This window comes from Roseibium limicola (assembly GCF_017313085.1).
GTDB classification, from domain to species: domain Bacteria; phylum Pseudomonadota; class Alphaproteobacteria; order Rhizobiales; family Stappiaceae; genus Roseibium; species Roseibium limicola.
This window is the reverse complement of the sequence record NZ_JAFLNF010000002.1, coordinates 688,429-713,224: the sequence shown is the minus strand read 5'-3', so window position 1 is coordinate 713,224 and position 24,796 is coordinate 688,429. Positions and strand designations below refer to the sequence as shown.

The window sequence follows — 24,796 nt, the reverse complement described above, 5'->3', positions numbered from 1 at the left end:
ACGGCAGTGGGAATAATGAGGGGTCAGCACAGAGGAGGCCAGTGCTATGACCATTCAGAAGCCGAACGTTTTCCAGCAGAGAGAACCCGGGTTCAGCGTTTCACTTGAGGACAAATACACAGCTCGCCAAGGACTGGTGTATTTGACCGGCATTCAGGCATTGGTGCGTTTGGCGCTTGAGCGGGCGCGCCTGGATCGCAAAGCCGGGCTGACGACCGGAGGGTTCATCTCCGGGTATCGTGGCTCACCGCTTGGCGGATATGATACCGAACTGGAGCGTGCTGCCAAGCTGCTTGACCCCTTGCAGATCAATGTGCTTCCGGCGGTCAACGAAGAGCTTGGCGCGACGGCGGTCTGGGGATCCCAGAAAACACGCTTGCACGGCAAGGGCAGCGATCTGGATGGAGTGTTCGGCTTCTGGTACGGCAAGGCTCCAGGTGTGGACCGGGCAGGCGACGCGCTGAAACAGGCCAATGCGGCTGGAACCGACGTCAACGGTGGGGTCCTGGCGTTGGCGGGCGACGACCACCTGGCCAAGTCGTCCATTCTGACCGGCCAGAGTGAATTCTATTTTCAGCATGCTGAAATTCCGATCTTCAATCCTTCCGATATTCAGGATGTGCTCGATTATGGTCAGCACGGGCTGGCGCTTTCCCGCTACGCCGGGCTGTGGAGCGCGCTGATCTGTGTCGCGGACACGATGGATGCGTCTGCCATTGTCAATGCGGATGAGAACCGGCTTTCCTTCCGACTGCCTGCCGGGCCGGATCCGCGCAGCGCGGGTGATCTCAACCGTGATCTGATGCTGGCCAATCGGCTGGAGACTGAACGGTTGTTGCGCGAAGTGCGGCTTCCGGCGGCGCGCGCCTATGTCAAGGAGAACGGGCTGGATCGTGTCGCATTCGGTGCGCGCGGGCGTGTTCGCTTCGGCCTGGTGGCTACCGGCAAGGCCTACCGCGACTTGCGTCAGGCGCTGAAGTTGATCGGTATCGACGAAACACAGGCTCAGGCGCTGGGCATTGCAATCTACAAGGTAGCGGTCTCCTGGCCGTTGGAGCCGGATGGCCTGCGGAGTTTTGTTCGAGGTGCCGAGCGTCTGTTGGTGGTGGAGCACAAGCGGGCTTTCATGGAGCCGCAGATCAAGGAGATCTGCTACCACCTGAGCGATGGGTCACGTCCCGACATCTGGGGCAAGGTTCGTCCTGACGGTTCGCCGTTCCTCTCCGATGTGCTGGAGCTTTCGGTTGCCGAGCTGGTGCAGGGGCTGATCGACTGGTTGCCTGACGATGTTGTGACACCGGAAATGCAGCAGGTGGTGGAGCGTATGAACCGGCAGGAGATGTGGGCCCAGGGACATGCCGAGCGAGCGACCCGCATTCCCTATTTCTGCTCCGGCTGTCCACATTCGACCTCGACGCGGGTGCCGGAGGGGGCGCGGGCCCTGCCGGGCATTGGCTGTCACACCATGACGGAGCTGGCCGGCAGAACACGGGAAAGCCAGATCCAGATGGGTGGTGAGGGAATTCTCTGGGTGGGGCAACATACCTTCTCAAAGGATACGCATGTGTTCGCCAATCTGGGCGACGGCACCTATTTCCATTCCGGCATTCTGGCCATTCGGCAAGCGGTCGCGGCCAAGGCGCCGATGACCTACAAGCTGCTCTACAATGATGCGGTTGCCATGACCGGCGGTCAGGCAGTGGATGGCTCGCTGAGTGTGCCGCAGATCACCCGTCAGCTGGAAGCCGAAGGCGTGGCCCGAATAACGGTCGTCAGCGAGCACCCTGAGCATTACGGGGGCTGGAGCAATCTTGCGCCGGGCACAGAGGTGTTCCATCGCGATGAGCTGATGAGCCTGCAGGAAGAGCTGCAGCAGGGCCGTGGCGTGTCGGTAATCGTCTACGATCAGACGTGCGCCACGGAAAAGCGCCGACGCCGCAAGCGCGGCAAGATGGCGGCTGCTCAAAGCCGGCTTTTCATCAATGAGCGCGTCTGCGAAGGCTGCGGTGATTGCTCGACCCAGTCGAACTGCCTGTCGGTGGAACCATTGGCCACGCCTTTCGGCGAAAAGCGGGTGATCAATCAATCCAGCTGCAACATGGACATGTCGTGCCTGAAGGGGTTCTGCCCGTCCTTCGTTGAGTTGGAAGGTGTATCACCGCGCCGCGCGACACGCTCAAGCGTTGATATCGATGCGCTGGCGGCGGAGCTGCCCGAGCCGTCGCGGCCGACCCTGACGCGCAGCTGGAACATGTTGATTGCCGGTGTTGGCGGCATGGGGGTGACGACAGTCAGCGCCGTTCTGGCGATGGCGGCCCATCTCGACGCGGTACAGGCGGCGACACTCGACATGACTGGATTGGCGCAAAAGGGCGGCCCGGTGACATCGCATTTGCGCTTCAACGCCGGGGATGCGGAGATCGACGGACCACGGGTTCCTCCGGCCAGTCTCGATGTGCTCATGGCAGCCGACATGGTGGTGGCCACCAACGCCGAACAGCTGGCTTTGCTGAATCGGGGCGAAACGCTGATTGTTGCCAACAGCCATGTGGCGCCAACTGCCGAGTTCGTTTTGCGTCAGACCCAATCCTATGATGAAGCCCGGATGATCGCTGTGCTGACGGAGGGGGCGGGGACTTTCCTGCCCGTTGACGCAGCCAAGGTGGCCGAAGCCCTGCTTGGCGATGCGATCTTCGTCAACATGTTGCTGGTCGGCATGGTTTATCAGGCCGGCGGGCTGCCGCTGAGCGCTGAGGCCATCGAAGAAGCTGCGCGACTGAACGGGACGGCGGTCTCCGCCAATATTCGCGCCTTCCGCGCGGGGCGTGTTCTGGCGGTGAACAGGGATGCTGTGGTGTCGGCCCTGCCGGGACAAAAGGCAGCGGCGCCTGAAACGCTGGAGCAGGAAATTGCACGGTATGAAGCCGAGCTGATTGCCTATCAGGGGCGCGGCTATGCCGATGTCTATCGCAGCCTGATGGACGACCTGCAGAAGAGCGATGCGGCCCAACCTGCCGGAGGCCAACGGTTGTCTCGGGTGGTGGCCCGCCAGCTCTACCGGGTGATGGCCTATAAGGACGAGTATGAGGTGGCCCGGCTCTATTCAGACCCGGCCTTCCGCAAGACGCTGGAAGAGCGGTTTGACGATCCCAGCCGGATAAAGATCCATCTAGCGCCGCCTCTGTTGTCCAGGCGCACGGACAAGCGCACCAGGCGCCCGGCCAAGATGGCCTTCGGGCCGTGGGTGTTCGGTGTCTTCAAGGTGATGGCCAGTTTGCGTGGGTTGCGTGGCACTTTCGCCGATCCCTTCGGCTATACGGCTGAACGCCGGGCCGAGCGGGCTCTGATCCGTCAGTATCGCTCTGATCTGGATTTGATCCTGGCACGGTTGGGCAAGGCAGACTACGGATTGCTGGTCGAGTTGGCGCGGGTTCCGGACATGATCCGAGGCTATGGCGCCGTCAAGGAAGCGGGCTTCACCAAAGCTGCAACCCGTAGAGACGATCTGTTGAAGCGCATCGATTGCAATGATGACGGTTCGGGGCGAGACGGGTCGCGGGAAGCCGGTGGCCGGTCCTTTCTTGAGGCAGCGGAGTAGTTTCACGAGCGTGCGGCAAAGCGAGGTGATTCATCCGGACAGGCGAGAGCGACGTTTCGATCAAGCTCGGCCGGGTTGACTGACTGGAAAAAACCGAAGAAACCTTGCTCCAATTCTCTATTGCCCTCTATGAGGCTGAAAGCGTCGCACGGGCCTACATGCGTAGGACTGTGGGCGCTGTCTACGAAAGCTGCAACGCATGACCGTCACCCAGGAAGAAGAACTCGATGGCCTGAAGGAAATCGGCAAGATCGTTGCCAATGCCATGGAAGCAATGGCAAAGGCGCTGGAGCCGGGCATGACAACCCGCGAGCTGGATGAGATCGGTGCTGCGTTTCTGGAGCGGGAAGGGGCAATTTCAGCACCGCAATCCGCCTATGATTTTCCCGGCGCGACCTGCATCAGCGTTAACGAGGAAATCGCTCACGGCATTCCCGGCGAGCGCGTGCTGGCGCGGGGTGATCTCGTCAATATTGATGTGTCTGCCTCCAAGGACGGCTATTTTGCCGATACCGGCGCCACCTTCCGCATGCCGCCATCCCAGACTTGGCAGGAGCGCCTGTGCAGAGCGGGCAAGCGTGCGACCCAGATTGGTATCGCCCAGGTGGCAACAGACAAGCCGCTTGCGGGCATCGGCAATGCGATCGGCGCCTTTGCCGACAAGCAGGGCTATACGCTGATCCGCAATCTCGCCAGCCACGGCGTTGGACGTTCGCTGCATGAATACCCGGAAGAGATCTCGACGTGGCCGGACCGCAGCGAACGACGCAAGATCAACAAGGGGCTGGTGCTGACTGTCGAGCCGTTTCTGTCCAAGGGTGGACTTTTTGCCGAAAGCGGCGAGGATGGCTGGACGCTCTACAGCGAACCGGCGGCACCGGTCGTGCAGTACGAGCATACGGTGGTTGCGACAGACAAGGGCGCCATCATCGTCACGCTTCCCGGCTGAGGCTGGTAGAAGCGTGCTGACAGCCCGTCACTGGCGGGCAGACTAGTCTTTCTGAAATTTCTGCTTCCATGTTGGTACCGGATCGCCGGGCGCTGGCTCTGCGTGGTAGATCCCTCTGGCGATGGCGCGGGCCAGACAGGCGGCTGCCGCGGCGCCCAGCTGTACCAGATCGCTCATCGGGTTCTGCAGCTCGCGCTTGCCGGTGGACATGGCAAACACCAGATCGCCATCCAGTGGCGTGTGGGCCGGCCAGAGGGCACGTGCCAGACCGTCGTGCGCCATCACCGCCAGCCGCTTGGCTTCGGCCTTGGTCAGAATGGCATCTGTTGCGACGGTGGCAATTGTGGTGTTGGCGCCAGACTTCAGCCCGTCCAGTTTGGTGCGCACAGCTGCGGTGTCGGGCGGAATTCCGTTTGGCAGGCCCAAACCACCGAATTCATCATTCATTTCAAATGGGGCGGCCCAGAAATGGGCGCTGTCGCCCATGGTGGCGCGGCCCAGCGCGTTGACGGCGACCAGCGCTCCGACGGTTATTCCACTGTCGAGAACCTGAGAGGCAGAGCCCAGCCCTCCCTTCAGATTGGCAGTGGTTGCGCCGGTTCCCGCACCAAAGGATCCCAGCGAAAAGTCATGGCTGACATTGTCCAGGGCGAGGCGTCCCAGGTCGCGGTAGGGCGGTTCACCGCCCCAGTCCTTTGAGCCGCCGTTCAGCAGATCGAAAAGGATTGCGCTGGGCACGATGGGGACCCGTACCGGACCGACCGCATAGCCACGGCCCATTTCGGCAAGCCGCCCCTGAACCCCGGCGCCGGCATCCAGGCCGAAAGCCGAGCCGCCGGCCAGCACGATGGCATCGACAGCGGAGACAGTCTGTTCCGGCTCCAGAAGGGCTATTTCGCGGGTGCCGGGCGCGCCACCATGGATGGCGACCGAGGTGACGGCAGGCTCGTCGGGAAGAATGACCGTGGCGCCGGACTTCAGCTCCCGATCCTCGGAATTGCCGACCTGCAGGCCAGGCACATCACTGATCAGGTTCCGCGGTCCATGTCGCATGAAAACTCTCGACGGTTGCGCCGAACTTGCAGTCGACGATGCCAAAGGGACATGGAGCCTATCGTGCGGGCGCTGCAGCCGTCGAGTTATTTCAGCAGGGTCTGGTAGCCGCGCCGGACATAGAGCAGGGAATGACCATCTTCGTTCAGACGAATATCTGCGACGCGTCCGACGAAAATGGAATGGGTTCCGGCCTCGGTGACTGTCTCGAGGGTGCAGTCGACACTCAGCTTGGCATTGGCCAGGGCCGGGCTTCCCGTCGCGAGGCTGATCCACTGCAGATTGTCAAAGCGCCGCTCCATGTCGGGTTCGCCACGGCCGGCGAAAATGTCGGAAACCGGCTCATGAGTCGGGTCGAGGGTATTGAGGCAATAGCAGCGGTTTTCCAGCAGCGCCTCATGCAGGCGGCTGTCCCGATTGACGCAGATCAGAATGCTCGCCGGGTCGTCACTGACCGAACACATGGCGGAGATCGTTGCGCCGACGCGGCCTGAAGGGCCATCGGTCGTAACCAGATGCACGGCGGATGCAATCCGGCTCATGGCTTCTCGAAAGGTCTCGCTGTCGAGCGGGCGCAGTGCTGCCTGGTCGGGTTCGTTCGGACGTGTTGGCTCTTTGGTCAAGAAAGAGACGCTCCTTGGTGTCGACGCTTGCCGGATCAGTTGGGCCCGGGCGCATTTTTGTCATCACGCCGGCGCAGTCGCGAGGGTGAATTCGGTGATCCCTGCGACACTTTCCGGCTGTCGGTCGGTCGGGTCTCCTCTCTCCTTCATGATCTACTGAATAGCGCTTGCCGGTGCAATCTCCAGCCTGCGACGGTCTTGGGTGCGGCGCACACGTTTACCGTGCAAAAATTTTCCTGAAAATGTCGGTCAAGCGGAAATATTTCTATTCTGATGCGATTATTGAAACATGAGGCATGTCTGTGTATCTCTGGCGTTAAAAAATTTCCAAGACTCGAGATTGGGAAGTTGTGCTGGAGAATTTCGCTTGCTAACACTTTGGGCACAATAACGACAAGACAGATGGCACAAGCCACTCTCAGGGGACTGCAGCAAGATGGAATATTTCCTCCAGCAGCTGATCAATGGGGTCACACTGGGCTCAATCTACGGGCTCATCGCCATTGGTTACACGATGGTCTACGGGATCATCGGCATGATCAATTTTGCCCATGGCGATATCTTCATGGTGGGGTCGTTTCTGTCCCTGATCCTGATCGTCGCTTTCGGAATTACCGCCAGCCTGCCGATCGGTCTGCTGATCCTCGCACTGATCGGGGTGCTGATCATCTCGATGGCGCTGACGTCTGTCTGGGGCTGGACCGTTGAGCGGATCGCCTATCGTCCCTTGCGCGGATCATTCCGGCTGGCCCCTTTGATCACTGCGATTGGCGCGTCTATCGCCCTGCAGAATTTCGTTCAGATCTCACAGGGCGCGCGCAACAAGCCGCTGCAGCCGCTGATCCCCGGTGGGTTTACTCTTACAGAGGGCAGCGACGATGGCTTCATCGTGCAGCTGTCCTATTCGCAAATCCTGATCATTGTCGTAACCACGCTCTTGATGATCGGCTTTACCTTGCTGATCAACAAGACGTCGCTCGGGCGGGCTCAGCGAGCCTGCGAGCAGGATCGCAAGATGGCGTCACTGCTCGGCATCAATGTTGACCGGACGATTTCGCTGACCTTCGTCATGGGCGCAGCACTTGCTGCCGTCGCCGGCCTGTTGTTCCTGCTGTATTACGGGGTGATCGACTTCTACATCGGCTTCCTGGCCGGTGTGAAAGCCTTCACCGCTGCTGTCCTCGGCGGCATCGGGTCGCTGCCCGGCGCGATGCTCGGTGGGCTGCTGATCGGTCTGATCGAGACCTTCTGGTCCGGCTATTTCTCGGTGGAATACAAAGACGTGGCGGCCTTTTCGATCCTCGCCATCGTGCTGATCTTCATGCCCGAAGGCCTGCTCGGCAAGCCGGAAGTGGAGAAGGTCTGAGCCATGTCCGCACCACAAGAGAGTTTTCTTGTCAGCTGTGCCAAGGATGCCGCTGTCGGTGGCCTGATCGCGCTGGCGCTTTTCTCGCTGATGATCGGTATGCAGGCCGATGTGGCAACCGGTCTGGGTGGCCAGCTCGGCATTACCTATCGCTGGGGCGCGGTGGGCATCGCAGTGGCCGTTGTCTTCGCCGGTCGGTTGCTGCTTAATCTGTTCGTCTGGAAAGCCGATACGCCGGTCACCCGGACCCTTGGCAGCTTCATTCCCAAGGCCAGCTCTGTCGTCGGGCTGGGCAAATACGCCATGCCGATCTTCCTGGTCCTGGCCGTTGTCCTGCCATTCCTGCTGACCTATTGGCTGGGGTCGCGTGGCTCGCGTCAGTATCTCGATCTGGCGATTCTGGTGACCACCTATGTGATGCTGGGCTGGGGACTGAACATCGTCGTGGGGCTCGCCGGTCTGCTGGACCTCGGCTACGTCGCCTTCTACGCGGTCGGGGCTTACTCCTACGCGCTGCTGGCCCAGTATTTCGGCTTCTCCTTCTGGGTCTGTCTGCCGCTTGCCGGTATCCTGGCCGCCTTCTGGGGCATCATTCTGGGGTTTCCCGTGCTGCGGTTGCGGGGCGATTACCTGGCCATTGTAACGCTGGCCTTCGGTGAGATCATCCGTGTGGTGCTGTTGAACTGGTACGAGTTCACCGGCGGTCCGGACGGCATCACCGGCATTCCGCGCCCGTCGTTCTTCGGCATCGAGTTTGAGCGCGGGGAGGGAGGTTTTGCCGATGTCTTCGGGCTGGAATACTCTTCCATCCATCGCATCATCTTTCTCTACTATCTGATCCTGATCATGGCGCTGGTCACCAACTTCGTCACCATGCGCCTGCGAAAACTGCCGATCGGGCGGGCCTGGGAGGCCTTGCGTGAAGACGAGATCGCCTGCCGCTCGCTGGGCATCAACACCACCAACACCAAGCTGACGGCGTTTGCGCTTGGGGCGATGTTTGGCGGCTTTGCCGGGTCGTTCTTTGCCACGCGGCAGGGCTTCATTTCGCCGGAAAGCTTCACCTTCATCGAATCCGCCGTCATCCTCGCCATCGTCGTGCTCGGCGGGCTGGGAAGTCAGATCGGCGTCGTCATTGCTGCCGTGGTGATGATCGGTGGATTCGAGTTCTTTCGTGGCCTGGAAGAGTATCGCATGCTGGTCTTCGGTCTGCTGATGGTTGTCATCATGGTGTGGCGTCCGCGCGGACTGATTTCGGTGCGCCGCCCCTCCATTGCGCTCAGCGGAGGCAAGGCCAGCGTCATCAGTGCCGACCTCGTTCAGGAGGGCCACGGATGACCCAGTGGAACGAAAACCCGGTGCTGGCCATCGAGCATCTGACCATGCGCTTCGGCGGTCTGGTTGCCGTCGGCGACCTCTCCTTCAATGTCGGGCGCGGCGATATCACTGCTCTGATTGGCCCGAATGGCGCGGGAAAGACCACGGTCTTCAACTGTGCCACCGGCTTTTACAAGCCGACGGAAGGCCGCATCGTCATGAACCGCTCCAACGGCGAGCATTTTCTGCTGGAGCAAATGGCGGATTTCAAGATTTCCGCAAAAGCCAAGGTGGCACGCACCTTTCAGAACATCCGGCTGTTCGGCGGCATGACCCTGCTGGAGAACTTGATGGTGGCTCAGCACAACCGTTTGATGTTGGCGTCGGGCTTCACGTTCGGCGGCATCTTCGGTCTGGCAGGCTTCAAGTCGGCAGAAAAGCAGGCCGTTGAAAAGGCCCGCTACTGGCTGGAGAAAACCAATCTGGTCGACCGGGCCGATGCACCTGCTGCTGATCTGCCTTATGGCGATCAACGCCGGCTGGAAATCGCCAGGGCCATGTGTTCGGGGCCAGAGCTTCTGTGTCTGGACGAACCGGCTGCGGGCTTGAACCCGCGGGAAAGCGCCGAGCTCAACATGTTGCTGAACGACATTCGCAACGAGCACGACACTTCCATTTTGCTGATCGAGCATGACATGAGCGTCGTGATGGAAATCTCCGACCACGTGGTGGTTCTGGATTACGGCGAGAAGATCTCTGACGGAACACCGGATCAGGTGAAAAGCGATCCGAAGGTGATCGCCGCCTATCTCGGCGTGCCAGATGACGAAGTTGAGGAAGTGGAAGAGGAGGTGGGCCTGTGAGTACCTCTCAACCCCTGCTCGACGTTCGTGATGTCGTCACGCATTATGGCAAGATTGTCGCCCTCCGGGGCGTGGATCTTTCCGTCGCTTCCGGTGAGATCGTCACGCTGATCGGCGCCAATGGGGCTGGAAAGTCGACGCTTATGATGACGATCTGCGGGTCGCCGAAGGCCACCTCCGGTCAGGTGTATTTCGATGGCGAGGAGATCACCGGTCTGCCGACCCACGAGATCATGCGCAAGTCGATTGCCCAATCGCCCGAAGGAAGGCGGATCTTCCCGCGCATGAGCGTCATGGAAAACCTGATCATGGGGGCAGAAACCGCGAGCAACGCCGACGTGGACGGCAGTCTGCAGCGGGTCTTCGATCTGTTTCCGCGTTTGAAGGAACGTCAGAACCAGCGCGGGGGCACGCTTTCGGGTGGGGAGCAGCAGATGCTTGCCATTGCCCGCGCGCTGATGTCGAAGCCGCGGCTCTTGCTGCTGGATGAGCCGTCGCTGGGTCTGGCACCGTTGATCGTCAAGCAGATCTTCGATGCCATCCGGGACCTGAACCAAGGCGACGGTCTGACGGTCTTCCTGGTGGAGCAGAACGCCTATCACGCCCTGAAGCTGGCCCATCGCGGCTACGTCATGGTCAACGGCAAGATCACCATGTCCGGCACAGGCAAGGAACTGCTGGCCCGCGACGATGTGAAGGCTGCCTATCTCGAAGGCGGGGCGCATTAGGAGGTTTGATGATGGGTGTTCTCTACGCGTCCAGTTTTTCGGTTTTTCTCGTTCTTGTGCTGATCCTCGGCGGAGGAGCCGCCTGGGCCACGGGACGGGCTGTGGCCATCACCTGGCGACCTCTTCCGGTCCTTGCCTGGTTCATCGTCTTGTTGACGCTTGCCGTGCGGTTCTTGAGCTTCGCCCTGTTTGAGGAGCCCTTGCTGTCAGCACAGTATTTTCTGGTCGATTACGTGGTGCTCGGCGCGATTGCCTTGCTTGGATGGCGGCTCGCCCGAACCACGCAGATGACTACGCAATATGTCTGGCTCTATGAAAAGACGAGCCCGTTCTCCTGGCGCCTCAAGGCCGGCCAGGAAGATCGCTACGCGGACAGTTGATCAGAGAGATACCAGAGGTGCGTCCAGCGCCAATGGGGAACCGGTCCAACAGTCAGGGCAAAAGATATAACAAGCTCTGACCTGTGGGCCAAAATCGGAAGCGGTAGGCGCTTCCAGGCGGCATTTTCCGTCAAACTGTGGTCCAGAATTAGTGCTGGAACCAGGGGAGTAATATGATGAAGAAGTATCTTTTGGCAGGTGTAGCAGCTGTCACGGGCATGACCATGTCCGGTGCGGCTTTGGCAGACATCGTAATTGCGACCGCTGGCCCGATGACCGGTCAGTACGCTTCCTTCGGTGCGCAGATGAAGGCCGGTGCCGAACAGGCCGTCGCCGACATCAATGCTGCTGGCGGCGTCAACGGTGAAATGCTGGTTCTGGAAGTCGGCGACGATGCCTGCGACCCGAAGCAGGCGGTTGCTGTTGCCAACCAGATGGTCGGCAAGGGCGTGGTCTTCATGGCCGGTCACTTCTGCTCCGGCTCATCCATTCCGGCCAGTGCTGTCTATGCTGAAGAAGGCATCGTGCAGATCTCTCCGGCCTCGACAAACCCGAAGTTTACCGATGAGCGCCCGGGACCGGGCACCTACCGTGTCTGTGGTCGTGATGACCAGCAGGGCCAGGTCGCCGGTGAATATCTGGCAAGCGAGTTCAAAGACAAGAACATCGCCATCATCCAGGACAAGACCGCTTATGGTAAGGGTCTGGCCGATGCGACCAAGGCAGTCATGAACGCAGCCGGCAAGGACGAAGTCCTCTACGAAGCCTTCACGGCGGGTGAAAAGGACTACACCGCCCTGGTGTCCAAGCTAAAGTCTGAAAATGTCGATGTGCTTTATGTCGGCGGCTATCACACCGAAGCGGGGCTCATCAAGCGCCAGATGGTGGATCAGGGCATGGAGACCATCCTCGTCTCCGGTGATGCGCTGGTCACGGATGAGTATTGGTCGATCACCGGCCCTGCCGGTGAAGGCACCCTGATGACCTTCTCTCCGGATCCGCGGAAAAACGCTGAAGCGGCACCGGTGGTGAAGGCTCTGGAAGATGCCGGCAAGACGGCGGAGGGCTATGCGCTCTACACCTATGCAGCGATCCAGGCGTTTGCCCAGGCCGCCAGTACGGCCGGTTCAACCGACTATGAAGAGCTTGTCGGAGCATTGAACGACGGCGAATTTTCAACCGTTCTTGGCAGCTTGTCCTTTGATGACAAGGGCGATGTCACCTTGCCGGGTTATGTCTGGTACGAGTGGAAAGACGGCAACTACGACTACAAGTAAGTTGCTCAAGCCTTTGTCTTGAAAGACAAAAACTCACAAGGCCTCGCCCGGTCTCCGGGCGGGGCTTTTGACATTCCGGAGCCCTCATCTGGCTGGGTGAAAAATCTGCAGAGCTATTTTGTCCGATTTGAACGGGAACCTTACAGCCCTACCGCCATTTCCAATGTGAACCGAACATATGGAGATGAAAATGCACGGTATTATTTATCTGGTCGGCCTGGTTGTTGTTGTCTTTGCCATTTTGTCTTTTCTCGGCATTGCATGACACTGCGCCTTGAAAGCGAAATACAGCTTTCCCCAAGCAGCCGGCGCAGCGGATGGCGGATTAACTCTGATTCGTGATTTGCGCGCCGCCGCCTATATTCTGATGAGGCTTTCGTCTTAAATTGTCCGCACTTACCCAGTGAGGGCTGCGTAGACATGAAAGCCTTTTTCTTTATTGCCACTCTGCTCTATGGCCTGTTCGCAGTGTCCGCAGGTCAGGCCGCCGAACTCGTCGGATTTAATGACCGCAGCGTTCGCCCCGGCACGATCCTGATCAAAAACTCCCAGAAGAAGCTCTATCTCGTTTTGCGTGGTGGCAAGGCAATCCGCTATTCCGTTGCGGTTGGCAAACGCGGCAAGTCCTGGACAGGACAGGCTTTCATTACGGCCAAATACGTCAAGCCGGACTGGTCGCCCTCAAATGAGGTGCGCCGGGATCATCCGAATATTCCAAGGCTGATCAAGGGAGGCGCGTCGAACAATCCGATGGGCGTTGCCGCCATGACGCTTTCCAATGGCAACTTCGCCATCCACGGCACCAATCGTCCCGGCAGCATTGGCCGTGCCGTTTCCTACGGCTGCATTCGCATGTCCAACCGCGATATTTCCGATCTGTATCAGCGCGTGAGCGTCCGCACGCCGGTGTTGGCTGTCAACTGAGTTCAGGGCTGGTCGCCTGCATTGACTTGCCATGACGGCAGGACGGTTTCACTCTGGCGCAAGCAATTCCGCCCGAGAGATCGTATGCCATGCTGTTTTATCTCACGCTTATTTTTGCCTGCCAGCTTGCTGGAGAGCTGTTGAAGGTCTCTCTCGGATTGCCGGTGCCCGGTCCGGTGATCGGCATGGTGCTGTTGTTGGCGGGGCTTTTGGTGAAGGGGCGCATTCCCGACGCGCTGGCTCAGGTCGGCGATACGCTGCTGGCCAATCTCTCTCTGCTTTTCGTGCCCGCCGGTGTCGGCGTCATGCTGCATGTCGCCCTCATCGGTGAGCAGGCGCTGGCGATTGGCGCAGCTCTGATCGGCAGCACGCTTGTCACCATCGCGGTGACGGCGCTGATCATGCAGGCGCTTGCCAAGCCCGGCCATTCGGACGGGGAGCGCTGAGTATGGGCGGCGATCTCCGTGAGGTCTGGGTCTATCTGGCGACCAGCCCGCTGCTTGCGCTGACCCTGACCTTGGCCGCATATCAGCTCGGTTTCTGGATCTACCGCATGGCCGGCTTTCATCCGCTTTTGAATCCGGTGCTTATTGCCGTGATTGTGCTGGTCAGCATTCTGCTACTGACGGACACCAGCTATGCGACTTATTTCGAGGGCGCGCAATTTGTCCATTTCATGCTTGGGCCGGCGACGGTCGCACTGGCTTTGCCGCTGTATCGGCAGATCGAACGGGTGCGCAAATCGGCTTTGGCGATTGCCGTCAGCCTGCTGGCGGGGTCTTTGACGGCGATGATCACGGCGGTCGGCATCGCGATGCTGCTGGGCGCCTCGCGCGAAACCCTGATTTCGATTGCGCCCAAGTCGGTGACGGCACCGGTGGCGATGGGTATCTCAGAGCAATTCGGCGGCTTGCCGTCGCTGACGGCGGTGCTTGTTATCCTGACCGGGATCATCGGCGCCGCTCTTGGGCCGCTGGTGCTCAATCTGATTGGGGTGAAGGACATGGCCGCACGCGGCCTTGCGATGGGGACTGCGGCGCATGGCATCGGCACGGCGCGGGCGTTTCAGGTCAGCGAGCTGGCCGGAGCATTTTCCGGCCTGGCCATGGGACTGAACGCGCTTGCCACGGCAATCCTGCTGCCGCTGCTGTGGACCTGGTTCTTCTAGGCGCTTTTCAGCCAGTCTTTCGGCAGCTTGAGCTGTTTATTGGTCGTGTCCGAGGACAGGGCTGCGACAAGGTCTGAAATCGCGTTGAGCGAGTGGGCAGAGCGGAATTCATCGACATGCGGCAGCATGGCGCGAATGCCACGGGCCTTGGCCTCAAACCCGTCAAAGCGCAGCAACGGGTTTAGCCAGACCAGTTTGCGGCAGGAGCGGTGCAGCCGGTCCATTTCGCGGGCCAGATCCTCATCCGTATCGCGTTCCAATCCATCGGTGATCAGCAGGACCGTTGGATTGCCGGACAGCACCCGGCGCGACCAGTGGACGTTGAAATCCCGCAAGGCGCTGGCGATCCGGGTGCCGCCCGACCAGTCGCGCACATCCGATGTGCAGGCGTTGAGCGCCACATCCGGGTCTTTCTGCTTCAGGTGCCGGGTGACATTGCTCAGGCGTGTGCCGAACAGGAAGGTGTGAACCTGTCGGCGCTCCTCGGTGATGGCATGGAGGAAATGCAGGAACAGCCGGGAATACTGGCTCATCGAGCCTGAAATGTCACACAGCGCCACCAAGGGCGGTGGCTTTTCCTGGCGGGTGCGATAGCGCAGCGCAATGACGTCGCCGCCCGCCCGCATCGAAGCCTTCATCGAGCGGCGCGGATCGATCTTGCCGGAGGCCGCAGGCACCAGCCGTCGCTGCTTCAGTCGGTCGTGGGGCAGGGACAGGCGCGCAAGGGCCCGGCGTGCCGCTTCCAGCTCCTCCGCCGTCATCTGGGCGAAGTCCTTGTTCTGCAGTTTCTCCTGGCCGGAGACCGTGAACCTGGCGTCGACCTCGATCTTCGGTTTGACGCTCTCGCTGGCTTCCTGCTGGCGGGCATCGAAGGCCTGAGACACGCGGGTCTGGGCGGCCTTGGGCGGCTCGGGTGTGCCACGCGGCGGGGCAATCGGCGAGAGGATTGCCATCATTTTTTCAACCAGCCCGCGCGACCGCCAATAGATGCGGAAGGCCTCGTCGAAAACCTCCCGATGCTCGCGCTTGGCGACAAAGACCGAATGCAGCGTCCAATAGAGGTCTTCGCGGTTCCGCAGGCCCGCCACCTCCACTGCGCGCACCGCATCCACCACCGTGGCCGGGCCGACCGGCAGTCCGGCCTTGCGCAGGGTGCGGGCGAAAAACACGATGTTGTCGAGCAGTTTTCCGTCGTGGGCCTGATCAGAGCTCATGCGTCACACCATCGGCATGGGCTGGGCCTTGTTCGGGTCTTCCTTGCGTATCTCGTCGATGATCTGTTTCAGGCGGGAGCCGCGGACGCGCTCGATGTCATCCTGATATTTCAGCAGCACGCCGAGGGTATCCGTGGCCATATCCGGGTCGAGGGCAATTTCGTTGAGTTCCGACAGGGCCGTCGCCCAATCGAGGGTTTCGGCGACGCCGGGCTGTTTGAACAGGTCGTCTTCAGCGCGCAGTTTCTGGACGAAGGCGACAATCTCGCCCGTGAGCACGTCAGAAGCGCCCGGGACTTTCGTGCGGACGATTTCCAGTTCACGCTCGGCATTCGGATAGTCGACCCAATGATAGAGACACCGGCGCTTCAAGGCGTCATGTATCTCGCGGGTTCGGTTGGTGGTGATGATAACGATGGGCGGCTCTTCGGCCTTGATCGTGCCCAGCTCCGGGATCGTGACCTGATACTCGGACAGCACCTCCAGCAGAAACGCCTCAAACGCTTCGTCGGCACGATCCAGCTCATCGATCAGGAAAACCGGAGGTCCCTTCAAGGAGGGTTCCAAAGCCTGAAGGACCGGTCGTTTGATCAGAAAGCGGTCCTCGAAGATTGATTTGGACAGGCTGGTGTGATCGGTATCGCCGGCCGCTTCCGAGACGCGAATTTCCACCATCTGGGCAGGGTAGTTCCATTCATAGACGGCGGCAGCCAGATCCAGCCCCTCATAACACTGCAGCCGGATCAGATCGCGGCCCAGGGTCTGAGACAACACCTTGGCGATCTCTGTCTTGCCGACCCCGGCCTCGCCTTCCAGAAACAGTGGTCTGCCCATGCGCAGGGACAGGTGCAGCACGGTGGCAAGGGCGCGGTCGGCGACGTAGCCAGCGCCAGTCAGAAGCTGAAGGGTTTGCTCAATACTGCTGGGAAGGGCTGCCGGGGCATGTGGGTCGGACATGAAACTCTCTGGGTCTGGCCTCTTGAGACGGGCCTGTTTGGGGGCGTTCCTCTGGCCTGTGAGATTAGCGCCTTGGCCGGACTTGGCAACCGGGTGGGAGACAGGATGCAGCGGGGCGAGACGGGAAATCACACAGTTTATCAGCGGAAATTGATCTGAATTAATGTTGGGCTTTGCCGATCTGCCATCTTCCGATCATCTGAGGAGGCATTGATGATGGTTGAAGTGGTCTATCGGTTCGAAAACGGGCGTTTGGTGCAGCAGGTCTGGCGCTGTCTGCGGTCGTTTGTGGCCGCCGGAATGCTGGCAGCTGCTTTAGCGACAGTTGCCTCTATTGCGCTTGTCGGGGCGCGCGCGGCAGACGTGGAGAAATTCACAGGAGATCCTGCGAAAGGTCAGGCCTTTGCCGAAGAAGCCTGTGCTGGATGTCATGCGGTTGGCACCACGGGGGACAGCGCGCTCTCGCAAGCGCCGCAGTTTCGCCAGCTGTCGCAGCTTTATCCCATCGAGACTCTGGCGGAAGCGCTGGCCGAAGGTATCGTGACGGCCCATCCCGACATGCCGGAGGTTGTTCTGGAGCCGGAGGAAATCGAGGACTTTCTGAGCTATCTGCAGAGTATTCAGACGGCTTCCAGTACAGAAAAGCTGGCGCGGTAAGCTGTCGGCGTTGTCTGCAATTCGCGGCGAAAATGATGGCGCAGGTTGGTGGCACTGCCGAACCCGCAGGTCTCGGCGATGGTCTCGACCGGGTCCAGACTGCCTTCCAGCAGGGCACGGGCGCTGCGCAGGCGCTCTTGCAGCAGCCAACGGGCGGGGGTGACGCCGGTGGCCGCCTGAAACCGCCGCAGAAAGGTCCGCTCGCTCATGCCTGCGCGCTTCGCCAGACTGGACACCGTGTGAGCCTGCCCCAGCTCGGTGCGCAAAATATCGAATACCGGACTGAGTCGACTGCTCTCGCTGGGATGGGGAACGCTGGCGGCGTGAAACTGCGCCTGACCGCCATCGCGATGCGGGGCGACAACAAGTCGTCGCGCGACGGAATTGGCAGCTTCCGCCCCCTTGTCGCGCCGGATCAGGTGGAGGCAGAGATCAATGCCGGCGGCGCTGCCTGCCGAGGTCAGGATCTGGCCCTCATCGACGTAAAGCACATTCGGCACGATGGTCAGCTCCGGGTGTCGCTCGGCCAGCTTCTCCGTATAGCGCCAGTGGGTGGTGACCTTTTTGCCGTGCAGCAGCCCTGTTGCGGCCAGCACGAAGACGCCGGAACAGATCGACATAAGCCGCGCCCCGCGTTGATGCGCCGCCCGCAGCGCGTCTCTCAGCTCGTTGGGGACGGGCGCATCGGCCGAACGCCAGCCAGGGACAATGATGGTGCCGGCCTGTTCCAACAGTTCCAATCCTCCATCGACGGAAAGCCGCAAGCCGGCTGTCGTGTGCAATTCGCCTGCATCTGCAGAGGCGACAGCAAAGCGATACCAGTCGTTCCCCATTTCTGGACGAGACAGGCCGAAGACCTCCACCGCGAGGCCGAATTCGAACATGCACAAGCCGTCATAGGCCAATGCAACGACGAGCGGCGAAGGGGGCGGATAGGAGACGGTCTGTTTTGGCATGATTTTTACGATAAGTGGATATTATGCCAAAGGTCAAGCGGGCCGCGGCTGGGTAGATTGGTGTCAGGTGAAAGAGATCCGGAGACGATCATGAGTGAAGTAACCCGCTACCCCGCTGCCTCCTCCGACCAGGCTATCGCTCACTTCGGCAATCGCCTGTCGGTGGAAACCGATTGCGATGACGTAGCGACAGCGCTGAAATCCGGCACGGCTGAATTCGTCCTGCTGCATTGTGTCGGCACTCCGCAAGCCTATGCGCGGCGCCATGTTCCCGGGGCCATCCATCTGCCGCATCGTGAGATCTCCGAGGCGCGGATGGCCGAATGGCCGAAGGAGACGCTGTTTGTGGTCTATTGCGCCGGACCGCATTGCAATGGAGCCGACAAGGCCGCGTTCAAGCTGGCGTCGCTCGGTCGTCCGGTCAAGCTGATGATCGGTGGCATCACCGGTTGGGCCGATGAAGGCCTGCCGTTTGCTCAAGGGGGAGAGGTGGGCAAGCTTGCTGATCTGCTTTGACGAGGTGGTGTCAGCCCTTGGCTGCGGGGGGCTGGCAGATGGGCGGAAGGGCGGCATCCAGACCAAGGCCCTGCATCCGCTCTTCGAAATCCTGCGAGATCTCGGCCAGAGTGATACCGGCAAAACGGTCGAGAAGTTCTTTCTCGGCCGCTTCCATCGCATCTGAAAGGCGGGCTTTAACTGCTTGTTCTACCAGGCACTTCGGATCGTCTTCCGACAGGCCGATGTTGAAGACGACGGTCGATCCCAGGGCTTCATGCACGTTGAGCAGCGTGATCTCGACCAAAGGCCGACCGAGCGTCCAGCCGCCGCCGTGGCCGCGCGCGGCCTGCACCAGCCCGGCCGCCTTCAATCCTTGCATCATGCGACGCACGACCACCGGATTGGTCTGCAGCATGCCGGCCAGATGTTCGGAGGTGGCGGGCTGGGCAAACCGCTCCATGTGCAAGAGCAGGTGAAGTGTGCGGGATAGGCGGCTGTCTCGGCGCATCTGGTGTCCTGTCTGATTTGCCGTTGATCCTAACGGATGTGAATTTCTGTAACAAGAAAGGTTGCGAGAGAAGAGTGCTGCTCCTATTTAGTAACTATTGATGTTACTTGATGTGAAGTGGGACGTTCGTCATGAGCCAGACAGAGACAAAATTCGACGTAGTCGTCATTGGCGGAAGCTTCGCCGGGTTATCCGCAGCGATGCAATTGGCGCGTGCCCGGCGCCAGGTTCTGGTGATTGATGCAGGCGAGCCGCGAAATCGCTTCTCGCCGCATTCTCACGGCTTTTTCGGCATGGACGGCTGGGCTCCCGCAGACATGCTGGCCCAGGCACGCAGTCAGCTTCTCACCTATCCTACGGTTCGATTTGTCGAAGGAACCGCAGTAAGCGCTTCGGGGAAACTGGATGGCTTTCAGGTGGGCCTTGCGGATAACCAAGCCTTTACCGGACGCCGGCTGATCCTTGCATCAGGCGTTCGCGATCGACTGCCTGATATTGCAGGTATAGGCGATTTCTGGGGGAAATCGGTGCTGCACTGCCCCTATTGTCATGGCTATGAAATCCGTGGTGAGCGGCTGGGTGTGCTGGGACGTACGGCTGGCTCGCTGCATCAGGCCCGGCTGGTGACAGATTGGGGAAAGGTCACCTTCTTTCGCGAGCAGGGCATCGCCTTCGATCCGATAGACCTTATGGCACTGGAGCAAGCGGGTGTCACCATCGAGATGTCGCCGATCAGAAAGCTTGTCGGTGCCAACGGTCAGATCGAACAGGTTGCGCTTGAAGATGGACGCCGGATTGAGCTGGAGGCACTTTTCATTGCTCCCAAGAGCGAGATCTCCTCGCCGCTGACGGAGGCTCTTGAGCTGGAAACCACAGAAGGAATGGGCGGGCCTGGTCTGGTGGTGAACAGCTTGAAGGAAACCTCGGTACCGGGTGTCTTTGCTGCCGGAGACATGGTGGCCGGGCCGCAGAACGCGACACTCGCGTCTGCCGCTGGCGTTCTGGCAGGGGTCAGCGCCCATCAGTCACTCGTGTTTTGAGGAATCTTGGCAGCACTCATCAGGATATGCTGCTAAACAATTGCTTTATTTATCTAAATTGACGAATTGAGCGAATCCTCTAGGCTTGAGGTCTGGAAGAAAGCGAGGCTCTCATGCGCGTAAGTCCGGACTTTTTGAAACGTCTCGAAGGCTTTGGTCTGCTCACTGCTGAAATTCTCTACCGAATGCCTGATCATCCGGCCTTCCTGCAGAGCTTTTTGTGGCAGACGGAGGATAAAGCGCCGGACTTTCCCGAACTGTCGCGGTTCCTTCACTTCTGGGACAAGCAAATCGAAGGGCCGATTCATTCGGTGCGCGTTGCTCACGAGAGGCTGCTGAAGCCCTGCGATTTCCGTTATCTCCAGGGCGAACTTCTGCTCAATTGAACAGATAGGCAGGTGGGGCTGGAGCTTGGCCAACACCCCTAGCGACGGGGGCTCAGTCCCAACCCCTGGCCGTCCCGCATGACTGAGCGGGCCTGTGTGGTAAAGTCCGAACCGTTGTCCTGATGGATGACGAAACCCGGAAGCAGCTGCAACGGTGCCTTACTGCCGCGCACCGCTCGCACCAGCACCCGGGTCGCTGGTGCCTCAGCGCGGGGGCGCAGCGGGATGATGTCGATTGCCCCGAAGCGGCCAACCATGGCGTTCAACAGCTCCTGCAGCCCATCGGCACGGAAGATCACTGTCAGTGAGCCGCCCTTGCCCAGGATATCGGAAGCCGTTCGTGTCCAGGGATCCAGACCCCGTGCGTCCAGCATATGCGCCCCGGCGCGGGCCAACTGAGGCGAAGCGCGAAATCGGTCGCTCTCATAATACGGCGGGTTCATGATGACATGGTCTGCCAGACCGGGCGTGAGACCGGATGCATGGCGCAGGGTGCCCTTGGCGGTGATGTCGGCAGTCATCACCTTGGTCCGCTGCGCGAAGGCGGCGTTGGCCGGGTCATTGAGGTTCTGCTGCGCCAGATCCAGCGCCAGCGGGTCCACATCCACCAGAGTGACATGGATCGTCTGCAGTCTTGCTGCGGCACACAGGCCGGCGGTGCCGACGCCGGACCCCAGATCGACCACATGGCCGCTGGTTTGATCGGGCAGGGCTGCGGCCAGATAGACGGCGTCCATCCCGGCGCGGTGACGGCCCTTGGCGGGCTGGCGCAGATGCACCTGACCGCCGAGGAACGCATCATAGGTCGTCGGACCATCCAGACTGTCTGTTGCTGGTTCATTGCCCCGAGCGCGCAAGGGGTCTTCCCCGCTGCTTACCATCCGCCATCGCCTGCGGGGCGCAGTTCCTTTTCTAGGCCTGCATCGACGATCAGGCGGCGGGCCGTTGCCTCATCCTCGTCCAGCACCAGCACCCGGCGGGGGATCATCGACATGGATCCTTCCAGAATGCTCATGTTGCCGTCGGCGACGAGGTGCTCGATCCCGGCTTCCTTGAACAGGGATTCGAGAAGGGAAATAAGCACGATGTCGTTGGTTCGGACGATTTCTCGCATGGGTGTCCTTGCGGAAGAGGGGCATTGATTGACCCATATTCAGTCAATCAGGGGGAAAAGGTCGAGAAAAAAGCTGCTGGACGCATTTCAACGCCTTGTCAACCGCCTGCTCTCTTGCCCCGGCTCTCCTCCCGCCATATTGTCCCGCCCAAAGTGAACAAGGAGTGCCACAGGTGCCGCTCGCCGCAAGCTTGACTGAAAACCCATCGTCTTCTCCCTCCATCCAGCCGCTGGTCGACCTCGTGGTTGGGGGCATGGAGCAGGTGAATCAGATCATCCTCTCCAAGGCCGGCTCCAATGTGGAGCTGATCCCGGAAATCGCAACCCATCTCATCTCGTCTGGTGGCAAACGGCTGCGGCCGATGCTCACCCTCGCGATGGCCGACATGTTCGGTTATCGCGGTGAGGGGCATGTGACCCTGGCTGCCAGCGTCGAATTCATGCACACGGCAACGCTGCTGCATGATGACGTGGTCGACGAAAGCGACATGCGTCGGGGCAAGCTTGCGGCCCGCAAGCTGTGGGGCAACCAGGCCAGCGTTCTGGTCGGCGACTATTTGCTCGGACAGGCCTTCAAGATGATGGTCGATGTCGGATCGCTGGAAGCGCTGCGTATCCTGTCAGAGGCGTCTGCTATCATCGCCGAGGGCGAGGTGCTTCAGCTTGGCGCCGCGCAGGACATCACCACCACCGAGGAAGATTATCTGCGGGTGATCGAAGCCAAGACCGCAGCGCTGTTTGCGGCGGCTGCGGAAGTCGGTCCGGTGATTGCCGACCAGTCGGCTGAGATGAAGGCGGCTGCCCGAGATTACGGCATGCAGCTCGGTTTGGCCTTTCAGCTTGTCGATGATGCTCTGGACTACGGCGGATCGGCTGCAGACCTGGGCAAGGACGTCGGCGACGATTTCCGCGAAGGCAAGATCACCCTGCCGATCGTGCTGGCGGTTGCGCGCGGCACCGACGAGGAACGAAGCTTCTGGAAACGCTGTCTGGAAGACGGCGACATTCAGGACGGTGATCTCGATCGCGCCATTGATCTCTTGAAGAGCCATGGTGCCATTGCCGAGACGGTGGAGCGTGCCAAAGCCTACGGCGCCGGTGCGTTGGCTGCACTGGAGGGTCTGCCCGATGGCCCGCACAAAGGCGCGCTGGCCGACGCCGTCGCCTTCTGCGTTGCCCGCGTCAGCTAGATCATCTGACTTCACGCCACGTCTGATTAAAAGCCCGGTTCCTTGCCGGGCTTTTTTGCTTTTTGGGCCTGCTTCCCAGGTTAGGCCCGTCGCCCACCGCTTCTGGCTCTCCGCTTGCGCTGCGTGTGGCGGCTTCCGGCTGTTTTACTTTTCCCCACCCGCGCCCTGCCTTGGCCCGACCATGGCATCCATGCCGCTTCCTCACGTCTCGACACAGCCTGAGTGCGTGGAAACGGAGCGGCATGGATCCTCGGGTCGAGCCCGAGGATGACGGAGGGGGGGCTTGAGGTTCGCCGTGCCACACAAGGGAATATGCGGGCTCACCGGTTCCGCATCTTCGCTCGCGCTGCGTGCGGAATGACGCAGGAGAGGTGGGGTGCGAGGGTGAGTTTGTCGTCTTAAACGCCCGCCATCGTCATCCCGGCCAAGCCCAAGCGCAGAGCCGGGATCGGTGAGCCCGAGAGGTGGGCGATTTTAGCGGTGCAGAGGACAGCAGCGCTACCGCTTGCAGTTCTCAAGTTCGCTGGCACTTCATATGCCCCACCCAGCGTCACGCCATGGCCCAAACGGAAGACCAGCATGGCATCCATGCCGTTACCTCGCGTCTCGGCACAGCCTGAGTGCGTGGAAACGGAACGGCATGGATCCTCGGGTCAAGCCCGAGGATGACGGAGGGGGGGCTTGGGGCGGGATGCCTGAGGTTTGCCGACGTCTCTGCCGTCCCGGACCAAGATCCGGGATCTGCTTTCACTGCCAAAGCGCAGATATGATGCGTGTGTTAGGTCCCGGCTCAAGGCCGGGACAGCGGAGGCGTGTTTCTTCGTTAGATTTCCCGGCACCGGGCTTCCTCACCTGCGTCATGCCATGGCTTGACCATGGCATCCATGCCGTTACCTCACGTCTCGGCACAGCCTGAGTGCGTGGCGATGGAACGGCATGTATCCTCGGGTCAGGCACGAGAATGACGGAGGAGAGGGAGACGTTGGGGTGTGTGCAGGGGGCGAAGACCTTTGCCTTGCCCCAACCCGGGGCCAAGGCGTGGGCGCGTTCGGGACGGTTTGGGCGGAGAGCCTAGCCTCAGCCGAGCAACCCGGAGGTGATCCACCAGGAGGGATGGGCCTGCCGGAGGTCGGTTGCCAGGGTGGTTTCGGTGCCGGGGCGGGTAAGGGCAAAGCAGGTGGCGCCGGAGCCAGACATGCGGGCGAGCAGGGTTTGCGGTTGGGCGTTGAGGGCGGCGACCACATCAGCAATCGCCGGACAGAGCTGTTCGGCTGCCTCCTGCATGTCGTTGCGGGTCTGCTGCAGATAGGCCATCAGGCCGTCCAGGTCGGCAAAACGTGGGGGGAGTTTCGGCAAGGGCGGATTGTCACGTCGGTCGAGCGCCTTGAAGATCGCGGGTGTGGAAACGCCGACACCCGGATTGATCAGCACCATCCCCATGGCGGGCAGTGGGGGCAGGAGCGACAGTATCTCACCGATGCCGGACATGCGCATGGGGGTGGCGGTCAGGCAGACGGGTACGTCGGCGCCGAGGGTGAGTGCCATCTTCTGCAGGTCGCGAGACGGCAGGCTTCGTCCGGTCAGTCGGGCGGCCAGTCGAAGGGCTGCGGCAGCATCTGCCGACCCGCCGCCGATGCCGGAGGCGACCGGCAGGTTTTTCTGCAAGCGCAGGCAAACGTCAGGCAGATTGCAGGAGACGGCGGTGCAATAGGCCTGAAAGGCGCGGATGACCAGATTGTCGGCGCTGTCTGTCTGCTGCAATTCAGAACCAAACGGGCCTTCGAGCGTCAGATGGAGTGCTTTGCGCGCGTCAGTGGCTGTCGCGGATGGCTGATCCATGGGCGAAACAGCTGTCTGATGCTTTGAGGCTGTCAGCCGGTCGCCGATCCTGGGAAAAACCACCAGACTGTCAAGCAGGTGGTAGCCATCGGCGCGCTGGCCGGTGATGTGCAGGGCCAGATTGACCTTTGCGGGCGCGAATTCCTCCGCGCCTGATGTCGTTTCAGTCGTGTCCAATGTCATATGTGCCG

The 24,796-nt window shown here is 60.7% G+C and carries 25 protein-coding genes; 16 read left to right on the top strand and 9 right to left on the bottom strand.

Annotation, left to right across the window (positions count from 1 at the left end; genetic code table 11):
* The first annotated feature begins 46 nt into the window (after positions 1–46).
* Together J0X15_RS06815 and map are read left to right on the top strand one after the other, a co-directional pair.
* Positions 47–3,598: an indolepyruvate ferredoxin oxidoreductase family protein gene (locus J0X15_RS06815; RefSeq protein WP_206939117.1), complete on the top strand. Its 3,552-nt coding sequence runs from the start codon at positions 47–49 to the stop codon at positions 3,596–3,598.
* A gap of 199 nt (positions 3,599–3,797) precedes the next feature.
* Positions 3,798–4,547 (top strand): type I methionyl aminopeptidase, encoded by a 750-nt coding sequence (gene map / locus J0X15_RS06810; protein WP_206939115.1) that lies wholly within the window; start codon positions 3,798–3,800, stop codon positions 4,545–4,547.
* A 42-nt stretch (positions 4,548–4,589) separates the two neighbouring features.
* Here the strand turns inward: map and J0X15_RS06805 are convergent, their stop codons facing one another.
* Positions 4,590–5,600, bottom strand: a complete 1,011-nt coding sequence (locus tag J0X15_RS06805; RefSeq protein ID WP_206939113.1) for a P1 family peptidase — start codon at positions 5,598–5,600, stop codon at positions 4,590–4,592.
* 86 nt (positions 5,601–5,686) lie between these two features.
* Positions 5,687–6,223: a flavin reductase family protein gene (locus J0X15_RS06800; RefSeq protein WP_209015119.1), complete on the bottom strand. Its 537-nt coding sequence runs from the start codon at positions 6,221–6,223 to the stop codon at positions 5,687–5,689.
* A 436-nt stretch (positions 6,224–6,659) separates the two neighbouring features.
* Between J0X15_RS06800 and J0X15_RS06795 the strand changes: the two genes are divergently transcribed.
* From J0X15_RS06795 to J0X15_RS06755, 9 genes are all read left to right on the top strand, one after another.
* A complete protein-coding gene (locus J0X15_RS06795) occupies positions 6,660–7,589 on the top strand; it encodes an ABC transporter permease subunit (RefSeq protein WP_206939111.1) in 930 nt (309 codons plus the stop codon).
* A 3-nt stretch (positions 7,590–7,592) separates the two neighbouring features.
* Positions 7,593–8,927 carry a high-affinity branched-chain amino acid ABC transporter permease LivM gene (livM, locus tag J0X15_RS06790; RefSeq protein ID WP_206939109.1) on the top strand — a complete coding sequence of 445 codons (1,335 nt, stop codon included), beginning with the start codon at positions 7,593–7,595 and terminating at the stop codon, positions 8,925–8,927.
* A complete protein-coding gene (locus J0X15_RS06785; protein ID WP_206939108.1) occupies positions 8,924–9,769 on the top strand; it encodes an ABC transporter ATP-binding protein in 846 nt (281 codons plus the stop codon). The genes livM and J0X15_RS06785 overlap by 4 nt, the downstream gene beginning before the upstream one ends.
* Entirely contained in the window at positions 9,766–10,497 is a 732-nt protein-coding gene (locus tag J0X15_RS06780; RefSeq protein ID WP_331461885.1) for an ABC transporter ATP-binding protein, read from the top strand. The genes J0X15_RS06785 and J0X15_RS06780 overlap by 4 nt, the downstream gene beginning before the upstream one ends.
* A gap of 11 nt (positions 10,498–10,508) precedes the next feature.
* Entirely contained in the window at positions 10,509–10,877 is a 369-nt protein-coding gene (locus J0X15_RS06775) for a DUF6867 family protein (protein ID WP_206939107.1), read from the top strand.
* Positions 10,878–11,053: 176 nt separating this feature from the next.
* Positions 11,054–12,154, top strand: coding sequence for a branched-chain amino acid ABC transporter substrate-binding protein (locus J0X15_RS06770; protein ID WP_206939321.1), 1,101 nt, complete (start codon positions 11,054–11,056; stop codon positions 12,152–12,154).
* Positions 12,155–12,574: 420 nt separating this feature from the next.
* On the top strand, positions 12,575–13,078 hold the full coding sequence (locus tag J0X15_RS06765; RefSeq protein WP_206939106.1) for a L,D-transpeptidase: 504 nt from the start codon (positions 12,575–12,577) through the stop codon (positions 13,076–13,078).
* 89 nt (positions 13,079–13,167) lie between these two features.
* A complete protein-coding gene (locus tag J0X15_RS06760) occupies positions 13,168–13,524 on the top strand; it encodes a CidA/LrgA family protein (protein ID WP_206939105.1) in 357 nt (118 codons plus the stop codon).
* A 2-nt stretch (positions 13,525–13,526) separates the two neighbouring features.
* Positions 13,527–14,246 (top strand): LrgB family protein, encoded by a 720-nt coding sequence (locus J0X15_RS06755; protein ID WP_206939104.1) that lies wholly within the window; start codon positions 13,527–13,529, stop codon positions 14,244–14,246.
* On the opposite strand, the gene J0X15_RS06750 is transcribed toward J0X15_RS06755, so the two are convergent.
* On the bottom strand, positions 14,243–15,460 hold the full coding sequence (locus tag J0X15_RS06750; protein WP_206939103.1) for a vWA domain-containing protein: 1,218 nt from the start codon (positions 15,458–15,460) through the stop codon (positions 14,243–14,245). The two genes, J0X15_RS06755 and J0X15_RS06750, sit on opposite strands and share 4 nt — an antisense overlap.
* 3 nt (positions 15,461–15,463) lie before the next feature.
* Entirely contained in the window at positions 15,464–16,417 is a 954-nt protein-coding gene (locus tag J0X15_RS06745) for an AAA family ATPase (protein WP_206939102.1), read from the bottom strand.
* Positions 16,418–16,630: 213 nt separating this feature from the next.
* On the opposite strand from J0X15_RS06745, the gene J0X15_RS06740 reads away from it, so the two are divergent.
* Complete coding sequence (locus J0X15_RS06740) at positions 16,631–17,074, top strand: c-type cytochrome (RefSeq protein WP_231710303.1); 444 nt, start codon at positions 16,631–16,633, stop codon at positions 17,072–17,074.
* Here the strand turns inward: J0X15_RS06740 and ftrA are convergent.
* A complete protein-coding gene (gene ftrA, locus J0X15_RS06735; protein WP_206939101.1) occupies positions 17,038–18,030 on the bottom strand; it encodes a transcriptional regulator FtrA in 993 nt (330 codons plus the stop codon). The two genes, J0X15_RS06740 and ftrA, sit on opposite strands and share 37 nt — an antisense overlap.
* A gap of 87 nt (positions 18,031–18,117) precedes the next feature.
* On the opposite strand from ftrA, the gene J0X15_RS06730 reads away from it, so the two are divergent.
* The gene (locus J0X15_RS06730; RefSeq protein ID WP_408015333.1) at positions 18,118–18,546 is read left to right on the top strand and encodes a rhodanese-like domain-containing protein; all 429 of its coding nucleotides are present in this window, start codon (positions 18,118–18,120) and stop codon (positions 18,544–18,546) included.
* A gap of 10 nt (positions 18,547–18,556) precedes the next feature.
* On the opposite strand, the gene J0X15_RS06725 is transcribed toward J0X15_RS06730, so the two are convergent.
* Positions 18,557–19,036 (bottom strand): RrF2 family transcriptional regulator, encoded by a 480-nt coding sequence (locus J0X15_RS06725; protein WP_206939098.1) that lies wholly within the window; start codon positions 19,034–19,036, stop codon positions 18,557–18,559.
* A 131-nt stretch (positions 19,037–19,167) separates the two neighbouring features.
* Between J0X15_RS06725 and J0X15_RS06720 the strand changes: the two genes are divergently transcribed.
* Positions 19,168–20,076, top strand: coding sequence for an NAD(P)/FAD-dependent oxidoreductase (locus J0X15_RS06720; protein WP_206939096.1), 909 nt, complete (start codon positions 19,168–19,170; stop codon positions 20,074–20,076).
* A 113-nt stretch (positions 20,077–20,189) separates the two neighbouring features.
* Positions 20,190–20,462 (top strand): usg protein, encoded by a 273-nt coding sequence (locus J0X15_RS06715; RefSeq protein ID WP_206939094.1) that lies wholly within the window; start codon positions 20,190–20,192, stop codon positions 20,460–20,462.
* Positions 20,463–20,500: 38 nt separating this feature from the next.
* Here J0X15_RS06715 and J0X15_RS06710 read toward each other — a convergent pair whose 3' ends face one another.
* Both J0X15_RS06710 and J0X15_RS06705 read right to left on the bottom strand, forming a co-directional pair.
* Positions 20,501–21,343 carry a tRNA1(Val) (adenine(37)-N6)-methyltransferase gene (locus tag J0X15_RS06710; RefSeq protein ID WP_206939092.1) on the bottom strand — a complete coding sequence of 281 codons (843 nt, stop codon included), beginning with the start codon at positions 21,341–21,343 and terminating at the stop codon, positions 20,501–20,503.
* The gene (locus J0X15_RS06705; protein ID WP_206939090.1) at positions 21,337–21,576 is read right to left on the bottom strand and encodes a putative signal transducing protein; all 240 of its coding nucleotides are present in this window, start codon (positions 21,574–21,576) and stop codon (positions 21,337–21,339) included. Before J0X15_RS06705 ends, J0X15_RS06710 begins: the two co-directional genes overlap by 7 nt.
* 173 nt (positions 21,577–21,749) lie before the next feature.
* Between J0X15_RS06705 and J0X15_RS06700 the strand changes: the two genes are divergently transcribed.
* Complete coding sequence (locus J0X15_RS06700) at positions 21,750–22,766, top strand: polyprenyl synthetase family protein (RefSeq protein ID WP_408015326.1); 1,017 nt, start codon at positions 21,750–21,752, stop codon at positions 22,764–22,766.
* Between the two features lie 1,077 nt (positions 22,767–23,843).
* Here the strand turns inward: J0X15_RS06700 and J0X15_RS06695 are convergent.
* Entirely contained in the window at positions 23,844–24,788 is a 945-nt protein-coding gene (locus tag J0X15_RS06695; RefSeq protein WP_206939089.1) for a 4-(cytidine 5'-diphospho)-2-C-methyl-D-erythritol kinase, read from the bottom strand.
* Positions 24,789–24,796: the final 8 nt, after the last annotated feature.